This window comes from Novosphingobium cyanobacteriorum (assembly GCF_029436685.1).
Taxonomy (GTDB): Bacteria; Pseudomonadota; Alphaproteobacteria; order Sphingomonadales; family Sphingomonadaceae; genus Novosphingobium; species Novosphingobium cyanobacteriorum.
Map to the genome: position 1 here is coordinate 13,866 of NZ_JAROCY010000005.1, position 26,183 is coordinate 40,048.

At 66.3% G+C, this 26,183-nt stretch carries 24 protein-coding genes and 1 tRNA gene; 19 read left to right on the plus strand and 6 right to left on the minus strand.

The genetic code is table 11. The annotated features are described in order from the left end of the window. Positions 1–71 precede the first annotated feature (71 nt). From POM99_RS06310 to POM99_RS06345, 8 genes are all read left to right on the plus strand, one after another. Complete coding sequence (locus POM99_RS06310) at positions 72–1,307, plus strand: acyl-CoA dehydrogenase family protein (RefSeq protein ID WP_277276011.1); 1,236 nt, start codon at positions 72–74, stop codon at positions 1,305–1,307. Between the two features lies 1 nt (position 1,308). After that, on the plus strand, positions 1,309–2,763 hold the full coding sequence (locus tag POM99_RS06315) for an amidase family protein (protein WP_277276012.1): 1,455 nt from the start codon (positions 1,309–1,311) through the stop codon (positions 2,761–2,763). A 43-nt stretch (positions 2,764–2,806) separates the two neighbouring features. Beyond that, the gene (locus tag POM99_RS06320) at positions 2,807–4,045 is read left to right on the plus strand and encodes an acyl-CoA dehydrogenase family protein (protein ID WP_277276013.1); all 1,239 of its coding nucleotides are present in this window, start codon (positions 2,807–2,809) and stop codon (positions 4,043–4,045) included. 76 nt (positions 4,046–4,121) lie between these two features. Continuing rightward, positions 4,122–5,021, plus strand: coding sequence for a phosphotransferase (locus tag POM99_RS06325; RefSeq protein ID WP_277276014.1), 900 nt, complete (start codon positions 4,122–4,124; stop codon positions 5,019–5,021). Between the two features lie 264 nt (positions 5,022–5,285). Next, on the plus strand, positions 5,286–7,721 hold the full coding sequence (locus POM99_RS06330) for a TonB-dependent receptor (RefSeq protein ID WP_277276015.1): 2,436 nt from the start codon (positions 5,286–5,288) through the stop codon (positions 7,719–7,721). Between the two features lie 66 nt (positions 7,722–7,787). Continuing rightward, positions 7,788–8,990, plus strand: a complete 1,203-nt coding sequence (locus POM99_RS06335; protein WP_277276016.1) for an aspartate aminotransferase family protein — start codon at positions 7,788–7,790, stop codon at positions 8,988–8,990. 8 nt (positions 8,991–8,998) lie between these two features. Continuing rightward, positions 8,999–9,595, plus strand: coding sequence for an FMN-dependent NADH-azoreductase (locus POM99_RS06340; protein WP_277276017.1), 597 nt, complete (start codon positions 8,999–9,001; stop codon positions 9,593–9,595). Positions 9,596–9,741: 146 nt separating this feature from the next. Next, entirely contained in the window at positions 9,742–10,347 is a 606-nt protein-coding gene (locus tag POM99_RS06345; protein ID WP_277276018.1) for a TetR/AcrR family transcriptional regulator C-terminal domain-containing protein, read from the plus strand. 224 nt (positions 10,348–10,571) lie between these two features. Here the strand turns inward: POM99_RS06345 and POM99_RS06350 are convergent. Then, positions 10,572–10,648, minus strand: a tRNA-Arg gene (locus POM99_RS06350). Between the two features lie 173 nt (positions 10,649–10,821). Here POM99_RS06350 and POM99_RS06355 point away from each other — a divergent pair. After that, the gene (locus POM99_RS06355) at positions 10,822–11,250 is read left to right on the plus strand and encodes a hypothetical protein (protein ID WP_277276019.1); all 429 of its coding nucleotides are present in this window, start codon (positions 10,822–10,824) and stop codon (positions 11,248–11,250) included. Positions 11,251–11,290: 40 nt separating this feature from the next. Beyond that, positions 11,291–11,788, plus strand: a complete 498-nt coding sequence (locus POM99_RS06360) for an MmcB family DNA repair protein (RefSeq protein WP_277276020.1) — start codon at positions 11,291–11,293, stop codon at positions 11,786–11,788. Positions 11,789–11,923: 135 nt separating this feature from the next. Here POM99_RS06360 and POM99_RS06365 read toward each other — a convergent pair whose 3' ends face one another. Then, positions 11,924–12,496 (minus strand): TMEM165/GDT1 family protein, encoded by a 573-nt coding sequence (locus POM99_RS06365; protein WP_277276396.1) that lies wholly within the window; start codon positions 12,494–12,496, stop codon positions 11,924–11,926. Between the two features lie 329 nt (positions 12,497–12,825). On the opposite strand from POM99_RS06365, the gene POM99_RS06370 reads away from it, so the two are divergent. Next, positions 12,826–14,220 (plus strand): alginate export family protein, encoded by a 1,395-nt coding sequence (locus POM99_RS06370; protein WP_277276021.1) that lies wholly within the window; start codon positions 12,826–12,828, stop codon positions 14,218–14,220. Here POM99_RS06370 and POM99_RS06375 read toward each other — a convergent pair. Beyond that, positions 14,193–14,384 carry a DUF1289 domain-containing protein gene (locus tag POM99_RS06375; RefSeq protein ID WP_277276022.1) on the minus strand — a complete coding sequence of 64 codons (192 nt, stop codon included), beginning with the start codon at positions 14,382–14,384 and terminating at the stop codon, positions 14,193–14,195. The genes POM99_RS06370 and POM99_RS06375 overlap by 28 nt on opposite strands. Then, on the minus strand, positions 14,381–15,685 hold the full coding sequence (locus tag POM99_RS06380; protein ID WP_277276023.1) for a M20/M25/M40 family metallo-hydrolase: 1,305 nt from the start codon (positions 15,683–15,685) through the stop codon (positions 14,381–14,383). The genes POM99_RS06375 and POM99_RS06380 overlap by 4 nt, the downstream gene beginning before the upstream one ends. Before the next feature lie 281 nt (positions 15,686–15,966). Between POM99_RS06380 and POM99_RS06385 the strand changes: the two genes are divergently transcribed. From POM99_RS06385 to POM99_RS06420, 8 genes are all read left to right on the plus strand, one after another. Beyond that, positions 15,967–17,520 (plus strand): DEAD/DEAH box helicase, encoded by a 1,554-nt coding sequence (locus POM99_RS06385; protein WP_277276024.1) that lies wholly within the window; start codon positions 15,967–15,969, stop codon positions 17,518–17,520. Positions 17,521–17,612: 92 nt separating this feature from the next. Beyond that, positions 17,613–18,323: a sterol desaturase family protein gene (locus POM99_RS06390; RefSeq protein ID WP_277276025.1), complete on the plus strand. Its 711-nt coding sequence runs from the start codon at positions 17,613–17,615 to the stop codon at positions 18,321–18,323. Further along, positions 18,320–18,775 (plus strand): DUF2141 domain-containing protein, encoded by a 456-nt coding sequence (locus POM99_RS06395; protein ID WP_277276026.1) that lies wholly within the window; start codon positions 18,320–18,322, stop codon positions 18,773–18,775. The genes POM99_RS06390 and POM99_RS06395 overlap by 4 nt, the downstream gene beginning before the upstream one ends. Further along, complete coding sequence (locus POM99_RS06400) at positions 18,772–20,079, plus strand: MFS transporter (RefSeq protein ID WP_277276027.1); 1,308 nt, start codon at positions 18,772–18,774, stop codon at positions 20,077–20,079. The genes POM99_RS06395 and POM99_RS06400 overlap by 4 nt, the downstream gene beginning before the upstream one ends. Beyond that, positions 20,036–20,959 (plus strand): HpcH/HpaI aldolase/citrate lyase family protein, encoded by a 924-nt coding sequence (locus POM99_RS06405; RefSeq protein ID WP_277276028.1) that lies wholly within the window; start codon positions 20,036–20,038, stop codon positions 20,957–20,959. The genes POM99_RS06400 and POM99_RS06405 overlap by 44 nt, the downstream gene beginning before the upstream one ends. 324 nt (positions 20,960–21,283) lie before the next feature. After that, positions 21,284–21,409 (plus strand): type B 50S ribosomal protein L36, encoded by a 126-nt coding sequence (ykgO, locus tag POM99_RS06410; protein ID WP_011446910.1) that lies wholly within the window; start codon positions 21,284–21,286, stop codon positions 21,407–21,409. Positions 21,410–21,559: 150 nt separating this feature from the next. Continuing rightward, a complete protein-coding gene (locus tag POM99_RS06415; RefSeq protein ID WP_277276029.1) occupies positions 21,560–22,174 on the plus strand; it encodes an HAD-IA family hydrolase in 615 nt (204 codons plus the stop codon). Positions 22,175–22,234: 60 nt separating this feature from the next. Beyond that, positions 22,235–22,744: a DUF3828 domain-containing protein gene (locus POM99_RS06420; RefSeq protein ID WP_277276030.1), complete on the plus strand. Its 510-nt coding sequence runs from the start codon at positions 22,235–22,237 to the stop codon at positions 22,742–22,744. On the opposite strand, the gene pgeF is transcribed toward POM99_RS06420, so the two are convergent. Both pgeF and pepN read right to left on the minus strand, forming a co-directional pair. After that, a complete protein-coding gene (gene pgeF / locus POM99_RS06425; RefSeq protein ID WP_277276031.1) occupies positions 22,733–23,500 on the minus strand; it encodes a peptidoglycan editing factor PgeF in 768 nt (255 codons plus the stop codon). The two genes, POM99_RS06420 and pgeF, sit on opposite strands and share 12 nt — an antisense overlap. Beyond that, positions 23,497–26,139, minus strand: coding sequence for an aminopeptidase N (gene pepN / locus POM99_RS06430; protein WP_277276032.1), 2,643 nt, complete (start codon positions 26,137–26,139; stop codon positions 23,497–23,499). The genes pgeF and pepN overlap by 4 nt, the downstream gene beginning before the upstream one ends. Positions 26,140–26,183: the final 44 nt, after the last annotated feature.

Consider the following 26,183-nt stretch of genomic DNA (forward strand, 5'->3'; position numbering starts at 1 on the left):
TACCACTGATAACAAGTGATTCGTTACCAGCGATAACGCGTCAGCAAGGCGCACAGGCGGGAGAATTACGCATGGCATCCGCTGCCCTATCCGCAGATCATCCGGCCTCGCCCGCGCAGGCAGACTTCGCCTCGATCACGCCAAAGGCCCTGCTCGAACGTGCCCGCGCACTCCGCCCGCGCCTGCGCGCCATGGAAGCCGAGGCTGAGCGTCAGGGTCGCCTCCCGCAGGACCTGCTCGAAGAACTCGATGGCGCAGGCTTCTTCCGCATCGTGCAACCGCGCAATTTCGGCGGTCTCGAATGCGATGTGCCCACGTTCTACAAGGTGATGATGGAAATCGCTCGTGGCAGCACCGATGTGGGCTGGGTCATGGCACTGGTCTCGGGACAGCCGGTCGTGCTCGCCCGCTTCCCCGAACAGGCGCAAGCCGAAGCCTATGGCACGACGGGCGAATTTCGCGCCTCGGGCTCATTCGCACCGCCCGGGAAGGCCGTGCCGGTCGATGGTGGCTATCGCGTCACCGCCGCCTGGCAGAACGGTTCGGGCTGCGACATCTCCACGCACTTCATGCCGCTGGTGATGATCGAGACGGCCGATGGCCCGCAACCGGCGCAGATCCTGATCGATCGCAAGGACTTCGAGATCATCGATGACTGGAACGTGATCGGCATGCGCGGCACCGGATCGAAGCGCGTCGTGGTCAACGACCTTTTCGTCCCCGAACACCGCGTGATGCGCTGCCATGGCATGATGCGCGGGGCAGAGCCGCTTGATCTCGCCTGCACCACCAACGACAATCCGATGTACTCCGCGTCGATTTCACCCTTCCTGATCAGCCAGACGGCCTGCGTCGCCGTCGGCACGGCAAGGGCCGCGCTTGATCATTACGAGGAAATCCTGCGCACGAAGAAGTCAGCCTACCCTCCCTACCATGAAAAGGGGACGGACCCGATCCACCAGCGCAATTTCGGCACGGCCTTCCGCCTTGTTTCCACGGCCGAAGCGGCCCTCGTCCAGGCAGGCCACGAATTCATGGAATATGCGCAGGAATGGCACGACGACGGCGTACCGTTCGACCAGATGCGCGCCTTGCGGCTGCGCTCCATTGCCGTACAGGCGGTGCAGCTCGGCTGGGAAGCGTTCCAGCTGGTCTTCCACGCCGGCGGCACGTCGACAGCCGCGCGCGAAGGCCACCCGCTCACCCGCATCCTGCGCAACTTCAACGTTCTGCGCACCCACGCCGTCCTGCAGCTTGAAGATGCTGCTCATGCCGTCGGCCGCACGGCATTCGCGGTGGCTTCCTGACATGGCCGAAGTGCTGGACAGCGACCTTGGCATGGCGCGGGCGACCGATCTCGTCGCCCTGCTGCGCCGCCGCGCCATCGGCGCCGAGGAACTGCTCGATCTGCATCTGGACCGGGTGGAAAGGCTGAACCCGTCGGTAAATGCCGTCGTCGTGCTTGATGCAGAACGAGCTCGCGCGGCTGCCCGCCGCTTCGATGCGGAAGGCCCGGGCGAGGGAACCGGCCTGCTCGCGGGCCTGCCGATGACGGTCAAGGAAACCTGGGGCGCGCAGGGCCTGCCGACCACGGTTGGCCTGCCGTTCCTCGCCAACAATGTCTCGTCGGAAGATTCCCGCCCTGTTGCCCGGCTCAGGGCCGAAGGCGCGGTGATATTTGGCAAGACCAACGTGCCGATCGGCGGCGCGGACCACCAGACGGACAACCCGATCTACGGCCTCACCCGCAACCCTTGGGACATCTCCCGCACGGTTGGCGGTTCTTCGGGCGGGGCGGCAGCGGCTCTTGCGATGGGGCTCACGCCGCTCGAACTGGGCAGCGACATCGGTGGTTCGATCCGCATTCCGGCGCACATGTGCGGCCTGTTCAGCCACAAGGGCAGCTATGGCCTGATCCCCACGCTTGGCCACGTGCCTCCGATGCCCGAAGTCAAGGTGGAGCCCGATCTCTCGGTCGCCGGCCCGCTAGCCCGCTACGCGGCAGACCTTGAACTCGGACTCGATGCGCTGACCCGCGCGGGGCCACACGCCCCGCCTAGCCGCCACGAACGCCTGGCCGATTTCCGCATCGCGATCTGGACCGGCGATCTCCCCTATGCCGCGAGTGCCGAGACCCGGGCTGCGATCGATGAAATCGCGCAGGCCCTGTCTGCCAGCGGCGCCACGGTATCGACCACGGCACGCCCGGATCTTGATCCGATGCTGTCGCTCGAAACGTACATCCGCAGCCTGTTCTCCATCGTCCTCGGCGGCCAGCCCTTCCGGGTCGACGAGGCGGAGCGCGCAACGCTCGGCCAGGATGCGCTGTGGTATGCCGATATCCTCGAACAATGCGCCAACGGCAGCGGCCCGTCGTGGCAGACCCTGCTCGATGCGCGCAGCGTCCTGAAGGCGGCCTGGGCCAGCTTCTTTCGATCTTGGGATGCAATCGTCTGCCCGGTCTTCCCGACCACTGCCTTCGAACACGACCTTTCGGGCGAAGGCATTGGCGCACAATTGCACCGGCGTCGGCAAGTCGATCGGGAGAGCCATGTCTATCTCTCGCAACTGTCATGGCCGAGCCTGGCCACGGTGGCCGATCTGCCCGCAACCGTCGTGCCAGTGCCCCGAAAAGCAGGAGAGCTTCCGCTGGGCCTGCAAATGATCGGCCCGTTCATGGAGGACCGCACCACCGTGCGCCTTGCCGCGCTGATCGAGGCGGAACTGGACTACCGTTTCCACGCGCCGCCGTCGCTCGCCTGAACAGCGCCCATCGCCTGAAATCCCCCTCCTAAGGACTCGACCCATGGCCAGCCTCGCCGCCGAAATCGCCGTGCGGATGCAACCTCTTCCGCAGCCCGAACCTGACCTGACGCCCCAGCGCATGCTCGAACGCGCCATCGCCTTGCGCCCGCTGCTGCGCGCATCGCAGGCCGAATGCGAAAGTGGCGGGCGCGTGCCGCAGGCGGTCGCCGATGCGTTGATCGCAGGTGGCTTCTTCCGCATGGTCCAGCCCCGCCTCTTTGGCGGTTATGAGTTCGATATCGCCACGTTCTACCGGGTGATCATGGAAATCGCGCGGGGGTGCAGCGAGACCGGCTGGGTCACCTCGTTGGTGGGCGGCCATCCCTTGCTCCTTTCGCGCTATCCTGCTGAAACGCAGGTGGAAATCTATGGCAAGGATGGGGAAGCCCGCTGCCCCGGCGCACTGACGCCGCTCGGCACTGCCAGTCGGGTAAAGGGTGGCTACCGCATCTCGCACAGCTGGGTCTCGGCCTCGGGCTGCGATCTCGGCACGCACTTCATGGGCCTTGCCCGCGTTGATGGAGACGAGGGCGGCACGCTGGTGCAGCTCCTTGTCGACATTGGTGATTGCGTGATCGAGGACGACTGGTTCGTGATGGGCATGCGCGGCACCGGATCGAAGCGCGTGACGGTGACCGACCTGTTCGTGGCCGACCATCGCGCGCTTGCCGTTGGCGGGATGGCGCGCGGGGCGGAGCCGCTCGACGCACACGTGCCCTTGCACGAGAATCCGATGTATTCCGGCCTGATCGGCCCCTTCCTGATTGGTGAGACTGCGGCTGTGGCCGTTGGCGCAGCACGCGGCGCGCTCGATCACTTCGAGGAACTGCTGCTGACCAAGAAGTCGATGGCGCCGCCGTTCCGCGAACGCTGCCACGATCCGGTGGCCCAGCAGTATTATGGTGAAGCCCTGTCGCTTGTGCTGACGGCCGAGGCGGCGATGGTGAAATCGGGCGAGGACTACATGGCATTCGCCCGCGCGGCACGGGATGAAGGCACGCCCTTCGATACCGCCAAGGGCCTGCAACTGACCATGATCGCCCAGCGCTGCGTCGAGCTTTCGTGGGCGGCGATCGATCTGATCTATCGCACGGCCGGAACCACCGCTTCGGCCAAGCAGGGCATGCCGATCGGACGCATCCTGCGCAACATTGCGGTGCTGCGCACACACCCCGTGCTGCAGCGCGAGAATACCGCGATCCAGCTGGCCCGGCTCACGCTGCTCGATCGGGCGGCCTGATATGGCGAAAGTCGGGCTGGAGGGCGCAGCCCGGCTGCTGGCGGAACACTACGACCTGTCCGGCACGATCACCCCGTTGACCACCGAGCGCGACGAAAATTTCTGCGTCCGGTCTGTGCACGGGGAGTTCGTGCTGAAGGTCTTTGCCCCTGAAACGCCCGGGCCGGAAGCGGACATGCTCTGTGCCGTCCTGCGGCATCTTGAAGCCCGCGCGCCCGATCTTTCCGTCCCGCGCCTGGCGAAGTCGGCGAAGGGCGAAGACTATGTCCGGGTTGCCGGCGGTAACGCGGAAGAGCGCCTGACGGTGCTCTACACTTTCCTGCCCGGAACGCCCTTGATGGACGTTGCGCGCAGCGAAGTGCAGGCACGGGCCTGTGGCGAACTGGCTGGAAGGCTTGGCCTGGCCCTGCGTGATTTCGCGCACCCCGCCATGCACCGGCGACTGATCTGGGATCTGCGCCGCGTGCCTGACCTTGCCGCGATCGCCGATACCTTGCGCCAGGTGCCTTTCGCCGATTTCGTCCTCCCGTTCATGGATCGCTTCCCCCGGGATACGGCGCCGATGCTCGAAACGATGCCGCGGCAGTTCGTCCACAACGATCTCAATGCCAGAAATGTTATCGTTGCTAGCGATGATTCGCAGCGAATCGCCGGAATCATTGATTTCGGCGATGCCCTTCACACGGCGCGCGTGTGTGACGTCGCTGTCGGCATGATTGGTCAGATGGCGAGTCCCGCCACGGCCCAGGCAATGACACAGGCCTTTCTCGATGGGTACCAATCGGCCGTCGAACTCACCCCTGAGGAGCGGGCAATCCTGCCCCGGCTGGTGGCCGCAAGGGTGGTCCAGAATGTTGTGATGACCACGCATTATCGTGAGAAAAATGAGGATTCCGGTCATTTTGCGGCCTTCGATGATAAGTACTTCGCCTGGCGCGTGGCCTTCGCGCAATCGCTTCTTTCGCAGACGGCCTGACCTCACGCTGCGCCATCCCGGGAGATGCCGATCGACCGGTGGATCGCGGAGGGTGCACCTCAATCAAATTTGTTCTTTTCACGAAACAATGGGGATGATACCACTGCTAACACTAGATCGGCCGTAACAATCAAAAATGATGGGCCGACTGCCGCAGGAACGAGAACGGCTTCTTGAAAAAGAGGGGGGAATGACATGACAGCACAGCGTTCACTGACACGTCCGAGTTTCGCAGGCCTGCGTCTTGGCGCATCGGCCCTTGGAATGATCGCGGCCTTTGCATCGGCAAACGCGCTGGCGCAGGATAGCGGCGCGACGACCCCGCCCGAAGGCGGCAAGACATCAGAGATCGTCGTCACTGCAACCTTGCGCAACGAACGCCTGCAGGACACGCCGATCGCCATCACGGCGGCGACCGGCGACATGCTGCAGGCGCGCAACCAGACCAACATCTATGAAATCGCCCGCCAGGCCCCCAGCGTCACCCTTGCCCCGCAAGGGCAGGCCTTCGGTTCGACCATGCTCGCCTTCATCCGCGGCGTGGGCCAGTCCGATTTCATTCCCGCGCTGGAGCCGGGTGTGGGCATCTATGTCGACGATGTGTATTATTCGACCCTGACCGGCTCGCTCGTCGAACTGCTCGATCTCGATCGCGTCGAGGTGCTGCGCGGCCCGCAGGGCACGCTGGCGGGACGCAATTCCATCGGCGGCGCGGTCAAGATGTTCTCGAAGGCCCCCAGCGGCGACAACTCGGGCATGATCTCGGTCACCGGTGGCGCCTACAAGCGCTTCGATGCCCGGGCCATGGCCGATTTCACCATTGCGCCGGACAAGCTTTTCGCCCGCGTCTCCGCCGTCTCGCGCAATCGCGAAGGCTTCGTCAAGCGGATGGACTATGCCTGCACCCATCTCGGATCGGGCGTTTCCGCCGCCCCCAACCTTGGCGATGGCTGCCAGCTTGGCACGCTGGGCGGGCAGTCGCTGGCGGCAGGGCGCATCTATCTGCGCTGGCTTCCGGCGAGCAACCTCGATGTCAGCCTGATCGGCGATCTAACGCGCGATCGTTCCGAAGCGGGCGCCGATGTGCTCCGCTTTGCCAACAACCCGCGCCTGACCATCGACGACGGCAATCCGGCAACGCCGCCCGTACCGTTCGACTGTCGCTTCGTGCCCTATGGCCCGAACTCCTGCGATACCGCCGGGCGCAACCGTTACTGGACCTATTCGACCTTTACCGACACGCGCGCACCCACCGGGCAGGACCCCTATACCCCGTTCAGCATCCCGATCATCTCGCACCTCGATAGCTACGGCATCTCGGGCAACGTGAAGTGGGACGTGTCTGACAACCTCCAGGTCCGTTCGATCACCGCCTATCGTGACTACACCGCGACGTTTGCCGAAGACGCCGATGGCAGCCCGGTCATGAACCAGCTGGCGCTGCAGAAGCTGAAGAACTGGCAGTTCAGCCAGGAGCTGCGCGCGAATGCCCGGTTGATGGATGGCAGGCTGAACCTGACGGCTGGTGCGTTCCACTTCCGCGGCACGGCAACCTTTGCGGCCCGTCTGGCGCTGACTTACGTTGGGCTCAACTTCAACCAGGGTCCTGAGGACAGCACCAGCAAATCCACCGCGCTGTTCCTCAACGGCGATTTCAAGCTGACCGATGGCCTGCGCCTTTCGGGCGGCATTCGCCATACGTGGGACCGCAAGACGCAGGAATACTTCCGCTCCAACCCCGATGGCACGATCCCGAGCACGCCCTGCCTGCCCGGTCGCGCTCCATTCGATCCGGCCAACGCGCCAAACTGCGCGCTGCTCGGGCTCAACGGGCTGACCGATGGCTATGAGGGCAAGCGCTTCGACTGGCGCGTGGCGCTGGACTATCGCTTCTCGGACGAAGTGCTGGTCTATGGCCAGGTTTCGACCGGTTACCGCGCCGGTGGCGTCAACCCGCGTCCGTTCTTCGCGCCGGGCACGATCCTGCCGGTGGCCAATGGCCAGATCGATCCGGTCAACGGCGTGCCGTTCGATGTCGGACAGCTGAAATCGTTCAAGCCCGAAACGATCACGTCCTACGAAATCGGCTTCAAGACCGATCTCTTCGATCGCCGCGTGCGCTTCAACGTCGCGGGCTTCGTCAACGATTACAAGGACATCATCCTCAATGTCCTGGCCTGCCCGATTGCGCCTTGCTTCCAGCCCAACAATGCCGGCACCGCCAAGGTGAAGGGCGTGGAAGTGGAACTGTCGGCGTACCCGACCGATCGCCTGTCCATCGACCTGTCAGGCAGCTACCTCGATTTCCAGTACAAGCGCACCGATCCTGCCACCTTCATCGCGCTGAACATGGTCACGCCGTTCACGCCGAAGTGGAAGGGTGCGGCCGGCATCCAGTACGACATCCTTGATGGCGATGCCGGGTTGCTGACGCTGCGGGCCGATGGCTCATACCAGAGCCACGTCTTCACCGAAGCGCTGAACGGGCCGACCAACCGGATCGAGGGCTATTTCCTCGCGACGACGCGCCTCGCGTGGAAATCGAAGAACCGCGACTGGGGGCTGGCGCTGGAAGTGACCAACCTCGGCAACCGCTACTACGAAAACACGCGGTTCGATCAGGCGCAGCAATCCGGGCTGACTTCGGTTTCGCCCGGTGCGCCGCGCCAGTGGGCACTGACCTTGACGCGTAACTTCTGATCGATACCGATGCCGGGCAAGTCGATGAACCCTGAAACATCCCAACTGCTTGCCCGGCGCAATCGCGTGCTATCGCCCAGCTACCGGCTGTTCTACGAACAGCCGGTTCACGCGGTGCGCGCGCAAGGGTGCTGGATCGAGGATGCCGACGGGCGGCGCTATCTCGATGCCTACAACAACGTGCCTGTGGCCGGGCACTGCCACCCGCGCATCGGGGCGGCGATGGCGGCGCAGGGCGGCGTGATCAATACCCACACCCGCTACCTGACCGAACATCCCGTCCTGCTGGCCGAGCGGCTTCTGGCAACCTTGCCCGAGACCATCGGCAAGGTGGTGCTGACCAACTCCGGCAGCGAGGCCAACGACCTGGCCATCCGCATCAGCCGCATGGTGACGGGCAGGCGCGGCGTGATCGTCACCGATTGCGCCTATCATGGAACGTCGGATCTGCTGCAGGGCATGTCGCCGGTAACCGGGTTGCCGCTCGGCCCGGATGTCTATGCGATCGCGATGCCGCTCGAACCGGCAGGGCCTGAACAGTTCGCAGCGCTGGTCGAAGATGCGATTGCCCGAATGGAGGCCGATGGCGTGCTTCCGGCGGCGCTGCTGGTCGATACGATCTTCGGCAGCGACGGCGCAATTGCCGATCCGACGGGCTTTCTGGCGGGCGGCGTGGACGCCATCCGTGCCGCAGGCGGGCTGTTCATAGCCGATGAAGTGCAACCCGGCTTTGGCCGTACCGGCACCGGCATGTGGGGCTTTGCCCGCCACGGCGTGGTGCCCGACATGGTGACCACCGGCAAGCCGATGGGGAATGGCCAGCCGGTTGCCGCACTGCTGCTGCGCGATGAGCTTGCCTCGGAGTTTGCCAGGCATCAGCGCTATTTCAATACCTTCGGTGGCAGCTCGGTATCCTGCGCGGCGGCTCTGGCCACGCTCGACGTGATCGAAGATGAAGGTCTGATCGACAACGCGGCGCGCATCGGGCGGCACCTGATGGCGGGCCTTGCGCCGGTGATCGCGGCATCGCCGCTGCTGACCGGCCTGCGCGGGGCCGGTCTGTTTATTGGCGTGCAGACCGCCTCTGGCGAGATCGCCGCCGCAATCGTCAATGCCTTGCGCCGCGATGGCGTGCTGATTGGTGCGGCCGGGCGGGGCAACGCGGCGCTGAAGATCCGGCCGCCACTGGTGATCGCCATGGCCGAGGCTGACCGCCTTGTCGCGGCCTTCGCCAAGGCTGTTGGCGATGTTGAGAATTCCAACCTGTGAGGAACACTATGAAGATCCTGCATATCGACAGTTCAACCACCGGAGCGGACTCCGTCACGCGTGAGCTGACGGCAGCCATCGTTGCCCATCTCCAGGCCAAGACCCCTGGTGCGCAAGTGGAACGCCTTGATCTTGAAGCCAATCCGGTGCCCCACCTTGATGTGGTGACCACTGGCGCGCTGCGCCTGCCGCCCGAAGCGCAGAGCGATGCCATGAAGGCGGCGGCCCCGGCCCAGCTTGCCTATCTCCATCAGTTCATGGGCGCAGACGTGGCCGTGATCGGCGCGCCGATGTACAACTTTTCGGTGCCTTCACAATTGAAGGCCTGGATCGACCGGCTTGGCGTGCCCGGCATCTCGTTCACCTATTCCGAAACCGGGCCAAAGGGCCTGGCCGGCAACACCCGCGTGATCATCGCGTCCTCGCAGGGCGGCATGTATGAAGCGGGCGATGCGGCCGAACATCAGGAAAGCCTGCTGCGCGTGTTCTTCGGCTTCCTCGGCGTCACGGATCTCACGATCGTGCGGGCCGACAAGATCGGCTTCGGACCCGAAATGCGCGCGGCTTCGCTTGCCGCCGCCAAGGCAGAGATCGCCGCGCTCTGACGTGGATGGGGAGGGTGGAGAACCGCCCTCCCCGATCTGCCTTGCGGATATGGGCAGAGACCCGGGTTACTTGCGATGTTTCTGGTGCTAACGCGCGTGCCGGTCCCTGGCGGTATCGGCTGTGGTCCGTGCAACATGAGGCATTGATGGATCGCAAGAGCAAAGAGCCGGATCGGAAGGCAACCCTGTCGCGAGAGACGATCGTCGAAGCAGGGCTGGCACTGCTCAATGAAATCGGGCTCGACAAGCTGACGACACGGCGACTGGGCGATCATCTCGGCGTCGAAGGTCCGGCGCTGTATCGCCATTTTCCAAGCAAGGCCGTGCTGCTGGACCATATGGCCGCAGCCATTCTGCTGCCGGTGCTGCGTTCGCCCCATCCAGGAGAGCCGTGGGACGAATGGCTGCGCGCTGTGGCGACACGCAGCTACGAAGTGGTGCTGGACTATCGCGACGGGGCAAGGCTCGTGGCGGCGTCACTGCCTACCGAACCGCGCGATCTGCTGTCAAAGCCGCTGCGCGAGGCCGGCTTTTCGGAAGAGCACGCGATCTATGGATCGAAGCTGATCACCCGCTTCATGGTTGGCTGGCAATTGCACGAGGACAGCGAGCGCCAGCGTGCCGATCGCCCCATCGAGAATTATGATCACGATCAGGCGTTTCGCTTTGCGCTCGACGCCCTGATCAATGGGCTGCGCCTGGCACTGGCACGCACCATGGCCCAGAAGATCGAGACCATCGGCGGCTTCTGAGGGATCAAGCCGGGCTGGTCGAAGGACGCAGCGGTGACCAATCTGCCCGTCTTGCGCCGCGCAGCCCGAAGGCCAGGCCTCGCCAAAACCAGATCACGCCCGTGGTCCATTGCCTGGAATTGATCAGACGGATGATCCGCAACACCGGGCAGAGCATTGCTTGGCGGCGCGGGGTTCCGGCCTCCCGGTCACCGGAAGGATCAATGCCTCGAGCGGAACGAAAATGGCGCACCCGACAGGATTCGAACCTGTGGCCTTTGCCTTCGGAGGGCAACGCTCTATCCAGCTGAGCTACGGGTGCTTGGGAAGCGCCACCTAGCAGCGCATGCGCCGGCTTGCCAGCGATTTTCCACGGCGATTGGCATCGAATGGCGCAGGGGCAGCCAGCACGGTTCGTCCCGGCGCAATATCAATCCCGTGACGGTTAGTGATTTGGTAGCGACGAATCGCGTAAAACTCCGACTCATGGTGAGCATGTCTCCTCCCCCCAGCGGCGGAACGCCGTTTGGAGCGAGTACCCCGGCCGGGCAGTTTCCCGGTGCGGGCCGGGCCGGATTCGGCAGTGCAGCGGTAAGCGCGATGTCGATGAAGTGGTCCGCGCTTCACGATGCCGCCGCCGTGGTGTGCCAGCTGGCGGGGCTGCCGCCCGAAGCGCGCAGGCCCGAAGTGCGCAACTTCCCCGCGATCATGCGCGATATCGGCGGCTGGCGGCACGAACGCGCCGAACAGGGCGTGGATGATCTGGCCGCGATCATGGAACCGGGCCTTGCCGCGCTGCTGGCTGTGAGCGCGCGGGGCATTTCGCCCACGCCCGCCGCGCAGGCGCTGTGGCGCGAGTTCGAATCGGCCCGCGCCGCGCTGCTGGCGCTGGTGCCGCCGCTGGGCGTGCGTCGCCGCGCCTGAACGGCTTTACCCGTTCGCACTTTGTTCCTAAACTGCGGCGATGCCCGAATCGCCCCTTTCGCAGCTTGAACCCGCAACCGAGCGCGAGGCCCGGGCCGTGGCGCGCGGAATCTGCCGACTGTTTGCCCGCAACGATATCTGGTGCCTGCCGGAAATGCCGCTGCGCAATGGCCGCCGGGCGGACCTGATGGGCATAGACGCCAAGGGGCGGGTGGTGATCGTCGAAATCAAGGTTTCGCGCGCAGACCTGCTGGGCGATGGCAAGTGGACCGATTACCTTGACCACTGCGACCGCTTCTACTGGGGCCTTGCCCCGCATCTCGACCGTGCCTGCCTGGAAAGCGAGGCTTTCCTGCCCCATGCCTGCGGGGTGATCGTGGCCGATGGCTATGACGCGGAAATCCTGCGCCCTGCCCCGGCGCTGCCGATGGCGGCGGCGCGGCGCAAGGCGGAGGTTGAGCGGCTGGCCCGCGCCGCGCTGCGCCGCCACCTCGTCGGCGCGGATCCGCACTGCGCGGCGTGGGGAGAGGGGTTTTAGGTTCTGTTTCAGATGCACTGAAACAGGCGCGGCACCGGCCCACTCCTCCGCCCGGCCACCCACAGTGTACAATTCCGTTGGGTGGCCGGGCGGGGGAGTGGGCCGGTGCCGCCTTTCACGTCAGTGGAACAAACTCTAGACGATCCCCGCGGTCTGCAGCAGCAGCCACGCACCGATCGCCAGGAACAGGCCTGCGGCCACCCAGCGCACCACCTTCAGCGGCACGCGCTTGACCAGTTCCTCGCCCAGGAACACCGCCGGCACGTTGGCCAGCATCATGCCCAGCGTGGTGCCGATGGTGACGGCCAGCGCATCGTGGAACCGGGCGCCCAGCGCGATCGTGGCGACCTGCGTCTTGTCGCCCATCTCGACGATGAAGAACGCTACCAGCGTGGTGAGGAAAGCGCCAAACCGCGCCGGCTTGTCGTCCCCGTCGTCGTCCAGCTTGTCGGGCACCAGGGTCCACAGGCCCATGGCGAGGAAACCGGCGGCCACGGCATAGCGGAACCAGGTGCCATCGAGGAACTGCGCCGCCGTGGCGCCGAGCAGCGCGGCGAGGAAGTGGTTGGCCAGCGTCGCGAAGAGAATGCCGAGCACGATGGGCAATGGCTTGCGGAAACGGGTGGCGAGCACGATCGCCAGCAGCTGCGTCTTGTCGCCGATTTCGGCGAGCGCGACGATCGCGGTCGAGGTGGTGATGGCTTCGATCATGGAAAAACGCTTTCGGGGCCGGGCGAACCATCGAGACAAACGACAGCGGACCCTTCCGCCCGGCCGGGACGAAAAGTGCGCTGCCATCGGTCTCGCCCAAGGGGCCAAGGCCCCTCGCCTGCGCCATGGCCTCTCGGCCAAGCATGTTGACGCACCGGACCTGCACTGAGCACAGGCGGCTACTCCCCGGGTGACGTACAGCGGCCCTAGCGGGGCAATACGGTGCTGGCAATCCCCGGAGAATCCTGCCAAGGCCGCCGCGCGAAAAGTCGACTCCATCGATAGACAATGGAGAGACCGCACCAGATCCTGTCCGGAGCGCCACTGTGACCAACAGAGCTTTCCTGACCGCGCTGGCGGCGCCTTGCGCCCTTGCGTCCGGTCTTCTTGCCTCCCCCGCCCATGCCGAGGCCGGCCCGCTGGCCCGCGCGCTGGGCACAGGGCCAGACTGGACGATCACCGCCAGCATCCGCGTGCGCGGCGAAGCGATCGACGGCCAGTTCCGCCCCACCGGCCCGCGCAGTGACAGCGCGGTTTCCATCCGCAGCACGCTGGCCGTGGAATACGACACCGGGCCGGTGCGGATCGGCGGCGAGGTGTGGGACGCGCGCATGTTTGGCGAGGCGGCCAATTCCACCGCAGGTACGGCCGAGGTCAACGCGCTGGAACCGGTGCAGGCTTATGTAAAGGTGGAGCTGGGCGACTGGGGCAAGGGTGCCAAGGGTGGCAGGGGCCTGCTGACGTTGGGCCGCCAGACCATGGACATCGGCTCGCGCCGCCTGGTGGCACGCAACCGCTTTCGCAACACCACCAATGCCTTCACCGGGGCGAACCTGGAATGGACGGCTGCTGGCGGAATCCACGCGCAGGCGTTCTGGGTCATGCCGCAGGCGCGCCTGCCTGACGATGCGCCGGGCATCCATGACAACCGCGTGGTGCTGGACCGGGAATCGGGCACGCTGCAGTTCTATGGCGCGGACCTGACGCTGCCGCATGTGCTGGGCGGCACGCTTGAGGCCTATGCCTTCGGCCTGGCAGAGCGCGACGCGCCGGGGCGCCTGACGCGCAATCGCCGGATCGGCACCTTAGGCGGACGGCTGTTTGCCAAGCCGGCGGCGGGCACGTGGGACCATGATGTCGAAGTTGCCTGGCAGTTCGGCAAGACGCGGCGATCGACCAGTGCGACAGACCTCGCCGACGTGACCGTCAGCGCGTGGTGGACCCATGCCGAGGCGGGTTACAGCATGACAGGTGCGTGGCACCCGCGTTTCGCCGTGCTGTTTGACGCAGCCAGCGGCGATGGCGGCAAGCCGGGCCGGTATGGCCGGTTCGATACGCTTTATGGTTCACGCCGCGCCGACTTCGGCCCCACGGCGTTCTATGGCGCACTTCAGCGCAGCAACATCGTTTCGCCCGGGGCGCGGGTGGACCTGACATTTTCGAAGCACACCGACCTGCAGGCGACATATCGCGCGCTGTGGCTGGAAGACCGGCGCGATGCCTTCGCCACCACCGGGGTGAAGGATGCCACGGGCGCTTCTGGCCGCTTTGCCGGGCACCAGCTGGATGCGCGGCTGCGGCATTGGCTGGTGCCGGGGCTGCTGCAGGCCGAGGCGGGCGGCGTGGTGCTGATCAAGGGCGGCGTGCTGAAGTCCGCGCCCAATGCGCCCGCAACGGGTGACACCACCTATGGCTACATCGACCTGTCGCTGATGCTCTGACGCGCGGCCACGGCTTTCAGGATCGCGCGCTTTTCCGCCACGGCGGCGGTGAACCACGCGGCGATCTCGGCCAGCGTGCGATGGCAGCCGGTGCAGGTATCGGCCTGCACCACGCAGACCCCGATGCAGGGGCTCGGCACGTCTTCGGCCACGGGCGCTGTCATTTTCGTTCGGCCGCCAGCCTGCTCATCAACAGCGCGGCGCGCTTGGCCTGCCGCCAGATGCTGGGGATGTCGACCGTTTCGGCCGGGGTGTGATCGCCGCTGGAAACCGGGCCCATGCCGGCCAGCGAATCCACGTCCGCCGCCACGAAGCTGATGTCCCCCGCCCCGCGCTTGGCCGGATCGAGTGCGCCCATCTGCGGCAGGCCGAGCGCGGTGTTGACCATGTTCAGCTTGGCCAGCAGCGCCTTGTTGCCTTCGGTCGGCGCCATCGGCGGATAGCCTTCGCCGATCTGCAGCGTGGCCTTCGCCCCCGGATAATCGCGCGCGACGATCGCCTGCATCTTGGCCACCGCGGCGGCGTTCTGTTCGGGCGAAAGCGTGCGCAGGTCTCCGCGCGCCAGGGCCTGCGCGGGGATGATGTTGGTCTTGCCCGCGGCGCTGGCGTGGGCCTCATCCGCCGCCAGATCGGCCTGCGCGCCGCCCGCGATCAGGCCGACGTTCAGCGTCAGGTTCGGTTCGGGAATCTCGGCGCGCATGGCGGCGATGATGCGGGACAGGGCATAGATCGCGCCATCCCCGCTCGATCCGAACACGCCGCTGGAATGCGCGCTTCTTGCGCTGACGGTGATCGTCCAATCCTGCACCGACCGGCGGGCGATGGAGCCAATGTCCTGCCCGTCCTGCGTTACCAGCCCTTCGAAATCGAGCGCGTAGTCGGCCAGTTTTCCCTGCGCGATCAAGTCCTTGCGCGCTTCGCTCAGCGGCGCGCCGCTGTCCTCCTCGTCTCCGGTGAGGAAGGCCACGATCTGCGCATCCTTCAGCGTGCCCGCCGCCTGCATCGCGCGCAGCGCGGCGAGCATCACCGCGATGCCGCCCTTGTCATCCGAAACGCCCGGCCCGGTGGCGAAATCACCTTTCCTTTCAAAGCGCTGGAACGGGCTGTCGGGCTCGAACACGGTGTCGATATGCCCGATCAGCAGCAGGCGCGGACCGCGCCCTGCGTGGGTCGCGACAAGGTGCCCGGCGCGGCCGGTGTGCTCCATCGGCAGCCACTGCACCGTAAAGCCCAGCGCCTCGAATTCAGGCGTGAGCATGGCGGCCATGGCCTTGTTGCCGGCGATGTTGCGGCTGCCGCTGTTCTGGTCGACCATCCGCTGCAGCAGCGCCAGCGTACGGTCCTTTTCCACCTCAACCGTTGAAATCATTTGCTTTTCCGCCGCATCATGCTGCGGTGCAGCAAGAGCGGTTGAGAAGGACAGAAGCAGGGCTGAAAGCGACAGAAGGGGGGCTGAGGCGCGCATAGGGCCTGTCTAGCCCGGCGGCGCGTGCAGGCATACTCCCCTTGTTCACGCAATTTCCTTGCGTTTGCGCGCAATGCCGCCTATGTGCGCCGCAGCAAGACCGGCGACAGTTCCGTCGTAGGCCTGAGCCAGCGTGAGATCCGGTGCGAGACAGCACCTGCGATCCGCCCCGGCCGAACGGGCTTGCACCACCGGCTTCCCCTTCACGCACGGGTCGCAGTTTCGACCCTGCCGCGCGCGCCCTCCGGTTGCGCGCGCTGCATCCAACGTATTGGAATCACATGTCCTATTTTTCCGACCTTGGCCTTGCCGAGCCCATTCTCCGCGCGCTTGAATCCAAGGGTTACAACGATCCCACGCCGATCCAGCGCCAGGCGATCCCCGCGCTGATGGAAGGGCGCGACCTGCTGGGCATCGCCCAGACCGGCACGGGCAAGACCGCCGCGTTCTCGCTCCCCTCGCTCCACCGCCTGGCCGCCGATCCCAAGCCCCGGAAGCCGGCCTCGTGCCGGATGCTGGTGCTTTCGCCCACCCGCGAACTGGCGGCGCAGATTGCCGACAACATGAAGAGCTATGCCAAGAACCTGAATCTGGGCGTGGAATGCGTGTTCGGCGGCGTGCCGGTGGGCAAGCAGGCCCGCCGCCTGGTGCCGGGCACCGACATCCTGGTGGCCACGCCGGGCCGCCTGCTCGACCTGATCGACCAGCGCGCGCTGACGCTGGGCCGGGTGGAGATCTTCGTGCTGGACGAAGCCGACCAGATGATGGACCTGGGCTTCATCCACGCGCTGAAGCGGGTGGCCAACCTGCTGCCCAAGAACCGCCAGAGCCTGTTCTTTTCGGCGACGATGCCCAAGTCGATCGAGGACCTGGGCAAGCAGTTCATCCACAATCCGGTGAAGGTTGAGGTTGCCCCGCAATCGACCACCGCCGAGCGCGTGGAACAGTACATCACCTTCCTGAACCAGGGGGAAAAGCAGGCGCTGCTGACGCTGCGCATCCGCGCGCTGCTGGCTGACAAGCAGCTGGACCGCGCGCTGGTGTTCACCCGCACAAAGCATGGCGCGGACCGCGTGGTGCGCCACCTGTCCAGCGCCGGAATCGACGCCCGCGCCATCCACGGCAACAAGAGCCAGGCGCAGCGCACCGCCGCGCTTGAGGCGTTCCGCCAGGGTTCGTGCCCGGTGCTGGTGGCGACCGACATTGCCGCGCGGGGCATCGACGTTTCGGGCGTGAGCCACGTGTTCAACTTCGAGCTGCCCAACGTGCCCGAACAGTACGTGCACCGCATCGGCCGCACCGCGCGCGCCGGGGCCCAAGGCATCGCGATGAGCTTCTGCGCGCCGGATGAAAAGCCGTATCTGAAGGACATCGAGAAGCTGACGCGGGTGAAGATCGACGTGATGCCGCTGCCCGAAGGCTTCCTGGCCGACGCGGCGAAGCTGCCCGCGCCGAGCCGCAAGCCCGAGGAAGCCGCGCAGGATGCCCGCCGCGAGGAACGCGATGCGCGGGGCCGGTTCGGCCAGCGTGGCGGGGGCCAGCGTGATGGGGGCCAGCGCAGCGGCGGTGGCCGCAGCGATGGCGGACGCAGCGGCGGTGGCCGGGGCGACCAGCAGGCCCATGGCGGCCGCGCGCAGGGTCGCGATGGCAAGCCCCGCGACGTGAGCCCGCGGCAGGAGCGCCGCGATGGCGAGCGCGGTCCGGTGCGCAATCCGCTGCATACCGACCGGGCCGAGCGCCCGGAAGGCGAACGTGATGGCCAGCAGCGCCGGTTCCGCCCGCGCGGCGCGCCGGGCGTGGGCCAGCACCGCAACAAGGTGCGCCGCGCCGGCTGATCGGGGCTGCGAAAACGACAACGGGGAAAGAAGCGCCGAATAGGCCCTTCTTCCCCCTGTCCCCGGCGGCGCGATTCTGGCAGGAGGCGCGCATGGACAGCCTTTGGCTTTCGGCCCTTGCCATGACCGTGATCGTTGCGGTGCGATATCTCGCCACAAGCGGGCTTTTCGCCTGGCTGACGCACCGGGTGCGGCCCGGGCGCTATGCCGGGCTGGAACAGCAGATGCGGCGCGAGATCGCGTGGAGCCTTGCCTCAGCCGCGATCTATGGCGTGCCCGCAGGCGTGATCGCGTGGGGCTGGCAGAAGCATGGCTGGACCCGGATCTATGCCGATCCGCGCGATTATCCGCTGTGGTGGCTGCCGGTTTCCTTCCTGCTGTACCTGCTGCTGCACGATACCTGGTTTTATTGGACGCACCGCTGGATGCACCGCCCGAAGGTGTTCCGCGCGATCCATGGCATCCACCATGCCAGCCGCCCGCCCACGGCATGGGCCGCCATGAATTTTCACCCGATCGAGGCCGCAATCGTGGGCCTGTTCATCCCCGCGCTGGTCTTTGTGGTGCCGATCCACGTGGGCATGCTGGGGCTGGTGCTGCTGGTAATGACGGTGATGGGGGTAACCAACCACATGGGCTGGGAAATCTTTCCGCGCCGCATCGTTCATGCCCCGGCAGGGAAGTGGCTGATAACGGCCAGCCACCATCACCGCCATCACGAGCAGTATAAATGCAACTACGGCCTGTATTTTCGCCACTGGGATCATCTGTGCAAGACGGACAAGGGGCTTTCCGCGCCATGAACACCACTGGCCGCGCCATGAAGCGACTGGCGATGCTGGCACCGCTGGCGCTGCTTGGCGCGAATGCGCCGATCGGGACGACCGTCTCCGTCAACGTGAACGCCATGCGGGACAGCAACGGCTTTGTCCGCATGTGCCTTACCGGCAACGCTGCGATGTTTCCCAAGAAGTGCGACCTGGACCCTGCGGCGAAGCGCGTGATCGTGAAGGCGAGCGATGCCGGGACCGTGGTGTTTCACGACGTGCCACCGGGCCGCTATGCCATTGCCCTGCTGCATGACGAGAACGGCAACGGCAAGATGGACTGGTCCTTCATCGGCATGCCCAAGGAAGGCTTCGGCTTCAGCCGCGACGCACCGGTGCGGCTGAGCGCGCCCAAGTTCGACGCGGCGGCATTCGAGGTATCGGGCCAGCCGGTGAAGATGAGCATGAAGGTGCGCTACCTGTTGTGACATCGACGCCGCCCCAGCCTCCCGATCAGCCGACCGGCAGGGGCGCGCTTGCTCCGTTCCGCTATCCCGCGTTCCGGTCGATCTGGATCGCCAACCTGTTTTCCAACGTTGGATCGACGATCCAGTCGGTTGCGGCGGCGTGGCTGATGACCGACCTGACCAGCAGCCACGTGCTGGTGGCGCTGGTGCAGGCATCGGCCACGATTCCCATCCTGCTGCTGGGCGTGTTTGCCGGGGCGATTGCCGACAATTTCGACCGCCGCCGGGTGATGATGGCGGCGCAGACCGGCATGCTGGCGGTTTCCGCAATCCTCGCCGTGATGGGCTATGCCGGTTGGATCACGCCGCTGTCGCTGCTGGCGCTGACGCTGATGGTGGGCATTGGCACCGCTCTTAACGGGCCGGCATGGCAGGCATCGGTGCGGCTGCAGGTGGGCCGGGCGGATCTGCCGCAGGCCATTGCGCTCAACGCCATATCGTTCAACCTGGCGCGCAGTGTTGGCCCGGCGCTGGGCGGGCTGCTGATTTCGCTGTGGAGCGTAAGCCTGGCCTTTGCGATCAATGCGGCCAGTTATATCGGCATGATCGTGGTGCTGTGGCTGTGGCGGCCCGAAGCACCGCGGCCGCAGCGCCAGCCAATGCTGGCGGCGATCCGCGTCGGCGCGGAATTCTGCTGGCAATCCATCCCGATCCGCAAGGTGCTGCTGCGCGGGGCCTGCTTCGGCATCGGCGCGGCGGGCATGCAGGCGTTGCTGCCCACGGTGGTCCGTCAGCTGCTGCACGGCACGGAGCTGGACTATGGCCTGATGCTGGGCGCGTTCGGCATCGGATCGATCGTGGTGGCGCTGTGGGTGGGCAAGGCGCGGCGGCGCTTTGGCAGCGAAAACGTGGTAAGCGTGGGCGCGGCCGCGTTCATCGTATCGCTGCTGGTGCTGTCCACGGCGCGATCGATGCCATTGGCTCTGATCGCCTCGCTGCTGGGCGGGATGGGCTGGGTCTGCGCGATGACCAGCCTGAACGTGGCGATGCAGCTGCGTTCGCCCGAGGCGATCCTGGGACGGTGCCTTTCGATCTACCAGGCGGTGACGTTTGGCGGGATGGCGGCCGGGGCATGGCTGTGGGGCACGGTGGCCGACAAGATCAGCCTGCCGTTCGCGCTGGATGCGGCGGCGGTGTGGATGGCGCTGACGCTTGCGCTGCGCTTCATCGCTCCTATGCCGACGCGCGAGGAAGGACGCCTCGATTCGGTGGAGGAACCCAATGCCAAGCAACCCGGCACCGGCGGAAGCGCCCGCCCAGCCTGATCTGACGCCTGATGCGACCGGGCCGCTGCGCTCGGTGCTGTACATGCCCGCAAGCAATGCGCGCGCGATGGAAAAGGCCCGCACGCTGGACTGCGACGCGGTGGCGCTGGATCTGGAAGACGCGGTTGCGCCCGGGATGAAGGAAGAGGCGCGCGCCGCGCTGGTGCGCGAGGCGCAGGCCGGCGGGTTTGGCCACCGCCGGCTGATCGGCCGGATCAACGCACTGTCCACGCCATGGGGCGCCAACGATATCGCCGCGCTGGCCGCTGCGCCGCTGGACGCGTTGCTGGCGCCCAAGGTGGACACGGCGCAGGACATTGCCGCGCTTTCCGCCGCGATGGATGCGGCTGGATATGCCAGCACCGTGGCGCTGTGGGTGATGATCGAGACGCCGCGCGCGGTGCTGGCGCTGGAACGGATCGCGGCGATGGCGGCGGACACGCGGCTGGCCGGATTCGTGCTGGGGCTGAACGACCTGGCCAAGGACACCGGCATCGCCCAGCTGCCGGGACGGGCGGCGTTCCTGCCGGTGCTGGTGCAGGCATTGCTGGCGGCGCGGGCCAACGGGCTGATCCTGCTGGACGGGGTGTGCAACGCCATCGATGATCCCGCACGGCTTGAAGGCGAATGTGCGCAGGCGCGCGAACTGGGGATGGAAGGCAAGACGCTGATCCATCCATCGCAGATCGCCGTGGCGAATCGCGTGTTTGCGCCGGACGAGACCGAGCTGGCCGAGGCGCAGGCGATCGTGGCGGCGTTTGCCGACCCCGCCAATGCGGGCAAGGGCGCGCTGCGCGTGAACGGCAAGATGGCCGAGCTGCTGCACCGGGACATGGCGGTGAAGCTGATCAAGCAGGCCGAGGCGATCGGAGCGCGGTAGCGTGCCTATGGATCGGAGCACCATCATCGGCGCAAAGTGGGCCAGCATCGGCGAATCGTGATCGCCGCTTCCGCAGGGGCATCCCCGCTTAACCGAGAGGAATAGCGACCCTGTTCAACCGGCCCGCTCACCCGCCCTGCCCCCGCGGCAGGCAATGCTGCTGGGTGGTCCGATCGGACATCCGGGCGGGGGATCAGGCCGATGCCGGCAAGGAAGGGGCGGGTGGCCTTTCCGCACCTGCCAAGAGTTGACTTTCCACAGGGCCGTGGGTAACGGCCACGCTTCAATTTTCGGCCCGGTCGCTTCGGGCAAAGGGATTCGGACATGAAGATTCGCAACAGCCTGAAGTCGCTCAAGGACCGCCACCGGGACAACCGCGTGATCCGCCGCCGTGGCCGCGTCTATGTGATCAACAAGACCCAGAAGCGCTTCAAGGCGCGTCAGGGCTGATCAAACAGTTTCGCCATGGTCCGCGACGGCGGGCCATGGCGGATCCCGGCAAGCCTCTTTGATGAGGCCTTGGCCCCCGCACTGCGGGGGCATTGTCGTTTATAGGCCCGGGTCGTTCATGTCCCAGCCACTCTCTCGCACAGGTGATTCGTGACCGACACCATCGCAGCAGTCGTGTGGGATATCGGCCGCGTGCTGGTGCAGTGGGACCTGCCGCGCATCTGGCGCGATGCGATTCCCGACGATGCCGAGCGCGCATGGTTCTGCACCGAGGTGGTCAGCGAGGAATGGCATTTCCGCCATGACGCGGGCGAGCCGATGGACGCCATGGTGGCCGCGCGCAAGGCGCAGTTCCCGCATCTGGCCGGGCTGATCGAGATGTACCGCACCGACTGGCTGGATGCCGTGCCGGGGCCGATCGACGGGACGCATGAGATCGTGGGCGAGCTTTCCACGCGCGGCGTGCGGCAATTTGCCATCACCAACTTCGGCGCCGATTCGTGGGCAATGTTCCGCCCGACCTTCCCGGTGCTGGACCACATGGAAGACATTGTCGTTTCCGGCGTGGAGAAGCTGGTGAAGCCGGGGCGCGCAATCTTCGACCTTGCCGCCGCACGATTTGGCCTGCCGATTGAACGGATGCTGTTCATCGATGACAACGCCGCCAACATCGCCACCGCGCGTGCGCTGGGCTGGCAGGCGCATCACTTCGTCGAAGGTGCCGCGCCCCTGCGCGCCGAAATGGAACAGCGCGGCCTGCTCTGAGCGATTGCGCAGGTCCCGGCACGGTGGGATAGCTTTGCGTAGACTGTGCAGGAGACGACAATGCGGCGGATGCTGATGGCGATGGCCCTGCTGGCCACTCCGGCCATGGCGCGCGTGCCCGATGACCTGCCGATGGCCACCCCGGCGCAGACTCTCAACGTGCTCTATCTCGATCTCGCCGGCCTGCTCGGCCCGCGTGACCGCGCGCCGTTGTGGACCGGCTATCTCTCGCAGCGCCTGACCGCCCTGCATGACCGCATGACCGCGCTGGAAGCGGCCGATGGCCACCGCAGCCTTTCGCGCGAGTGGCTGTGCCTGTGCGATGATCCGCACCACCTGAAAGTACCGCCGCTGCTGGTGGTGGAAAACGGCAGTGCGGATTCGGCCGAAGTGCGCGTGCGGCTGATCGGCGCGGCGGGCTGGTCACGCCGCCTGCGCGTTTACATGGTGCGCGAGGAGGCGGGCTGGCGCATCGACGACATCGCCAGCGAGGAAGGCCAGCGCTTCAGCGAAGCGATGGCCCGCGCCGTGGACGCGCACGTGCGTGGGCGCGGTGCCTTAGGGCTCTAGCCCGATCAGCGAGATCTGCCGGCCATAACCCGGCTCCTGCCGATGCGTGGCGCGGCGGAACGAGAAGAAGCGGTCCTCCTGCGCATAAGTGTCCTGCCCCAGCATGCCGACCTGGCCGACGCCAGCGGCATGGAGCCGCGCGGCGACATAGCCTTCCAGATCGAACCACGCATGCCCTTCGCGCCCGGCGCGGAAGAAGCGCTCGTTCTCGCCCCCGGCTTCCAGCAGGCGGCGTTCGAAGGCGCTGTCCACCTCATAGCTTTTCTGCGCGATGCACGGGCCGACCACGGCGGCGATGTTGGCGCGCGATGCGCCCAGCGCTTCCATCGCCTCCACCGTGCGGTCGGTCACGCCGGTGAACGCGCCCTTCCACCCGGCATGGGCCGCACCGATCACGCCCGCATGGGCGTCGTGGAACAGCACCGGCGCGCAATCGGCGGTCAGCACGCCCAGCAGCACGCCCGTCTGGCGGGTGACCAGCGCATCGGCGTGGGGCCGGTCGGCATCCTCCCACGGTTCGTCCACGGTCACGACATCGGGGGAATGGACCTGAAAGCAGGTGAGCAGGCGTGCGCCCGGCAGCACCGCATCGCCCGCGCGCCGGCGGTTCTCGGCGGTATGGGCGGGCTCATCCTCGGCATAGGACACGTTCAGCCCGGCATGGATGCCGGTGCTGACGCCACCCCTGCGGCCCAGGAAACCGTGCGCCGCGCCGGCCAGGCCCGGGTGGGTCAGAACCTCGACAGGCTCGTTCATCCTTCCAGGCTCTTGCTCACCTGTTCGCGCACATCGCGTGAAAGGCCGGGCTGCGCGGCGATGCGCTCCAGCTCCGCACGCATCAGCGCGGCGCGCGCCGGCTCGATCTTCTTCCACCGGCCCAGCGGCGGCACGAAGCGCGCGGCGACATTGCCGTTGATCGGATCCAGCTGCAGGATCAGGTCGGCGATCATGCGATATCCCGCGCCCGATGCATCGTGGAACACGCCGGGGTTGGCGGCGGCGGCCATGTAGAGCGCGCGGACGCGGTTGGGGTTGTTCAGGGTGAAGTCGGGATGCCCCGCCAGCGCCTGTACATGTGCCAGCGCATCGGGGTGGAGCGATCCCGCCTGCAGCGAGAACCACTTGTCGATCACCAGCATGTTCCCGGCAAAGCGCTGGTGGAAATCGGCCAGCGCCACCGCACGCTCGGGCACATCGAGCCCGGCAAGGACCATCAGCGCGCCCTGCCGGTCGGTCATGTTGGTGGCGGCGTCATACTGCGCGCGGGCGCGGCGGGCGGCTTCGGTCGGGGCCGCCGGGGCAAGGTAGACCAGCGCCTGCGTCTTCAGCTTGCGCGCACCCCGGGCCGCGGCATCGAGGCTGTAGGGCACGGCGGAGCAACGATCATGCAGCGTGGTCCACTCGGCCTTCAGCGTTTCGCCCAGCCAGCGCTTCAGGTCCTCGCGCTCGGCGCGGACCTTGCCGGGATCGACCGGGGCGAGCTGTTCGTGGAGGTAGCTCTCACCGGGCAGGATCACCAGTTCGCCACGCATCAGGTCATCCAGTGCCCCGTCGGCCAGCACAGCGGCAAAGGCCTCGCCGATGGCCTTGCGCCCGGCATCACGCTGCGCGGGCGACAGCTCGCCCCGCACGGCGGAGACTAGGTGCTGCACCACCAGCTGCTGCATCGCCTCATACCGGGCGAACGGATCGTCATCATGTGCGGCAAGGAACACGAGGTCTTCGTTCGAGACCGGGCTGGCGATGGCAACCGGCGCGGAAAAGCCGCGGTTGATCGAAAGCACCGGGGGCGTGGCGTGGCCGGAAAAGCTGAAGCTCTGTTCAGCTTCAGCCAGCACGATCAGGTGCTCGCCGTCATGCTTTCCGGTGGCGCGGTCGAACAGGGCGGTGCGCAGCGGGATCACCATCGGCTGCTTGTCAGGCTGGCCCGGGGTGGGGGGCACGGTCTGCTTCAGGGTGAGCGTCACGGTGTCGCCCGCGTGGGCCACGGCCACGTCAACGCGGGGGGTGCCGGCCTGCTGGTACCAGCGGCGGAACTGCGTGAGGTCCAGCCCCGCGCCGTCCTCGATCGCCTTGACGAAGTCCTCGCAGGTTGCCGCCTCGCCATCGTGGCGGTCAAAGTAGAGGTCGGTGCCCTTGCGGAAGCGCTCCGGGCCGGCCAGCACGGTCATCATGCGGATAACCTCTGCCCCCTTGTTATAGACCGTGGCGGTGTAGAAGTTGCTGATCTCCTGATAGGAATCGGGCCGGATCGGATGCGCCAGCGGGCCCGAATCCTCGGGGAACTGGGCGGCGCGCAGGATGCGCACGTCCTCGATCCGCTTGACCGGCGCGCTGCCCCGGTCCGCGCTGAACTGCTGGTCGCGCAGCACGGTGAAGCCTTCCTTCAGGCTCAGCTGGAACCAGTCACGGCAGGTGACGCGATTGCCCGACCAGTTGTGGAAGTATTCGTGCGCCACCACGCCTTCCACCGCATCGTAATCGCCGTCCGTGGCGGTTTCCGGATCGGCCAGGATGTAGCGCGTGTTGAAGACGTTGAGCCCCTTGTTCTCCATCGCCCCGGCGTTGAAATCCGATACGGCGACGATGTTGAACAGGTCGAGATCGTATTCACGGCCATAGACCTCCTCGTCCCATTCCATCGAGGCGATCAGGCTGCGCATGGCATGGTCGGTGCGCGCTTCGTCCCCCGCGCGGACGTAGATCGCCAGGTCCACCTTGCGGCCGGAACGGGTGGTGAAGCTGTCGCGCGAGGCGACGAGGTCGCCCGCCACCAGCGCGAACAGGTACGAAGGCTTGGGCCAGGGATCGTGCCATTCGGCCCAATGGGTGCCGTCCTCACCCTCACCGCTGGCCACGGGGTTGCCGTTGGACAGCAGGATCGGGAACTTCTGCTTATCGCCCGCCATCTTCACCGTGTAGACCGAGAGCACATCGGGCCGGTCGGGGAAAAAGGTGATGCGGCGGAAGCCTTCGGCCTCGCACTGCGTGCACAGCATCCCGCCCGAGGCATAGAGCCCCGAAAGCTGGGTGTTGGCGGTGGGATTGACCACCGTCTCGATCGTGACCGTGTGTGCCTCGCCCGGCAGGTCGATCAGCAGGTCCGCCCCGTCCATGCGCCAGTCGTTGTGCGGCTGCCCGTCCACGTTCACGCTGCGTGCGGCAATGCCATCGCCATTCAGGCGCAGCGTGGGCGCGGGATTGGCCGGATTGCGCTCCACGCTCAAGACCGAAAGCACCCGCGTGGCATCAAGCGAAAGCGCGAAATCGAGCGCGATCTGCGGCACCAGCCAGGCCGGCGGGGTATAGTCCAGCCGGTTGATCACGGTGGGCTGCCCATCATCGGGCAATTGGGCTTCAGCCGGCAGGGCGGGCGTGCTTGAAAGATCGTTCATGCGGCCAATGTAGGGTGCAGGGCGGCAAGGGCAATCGCCTTCAT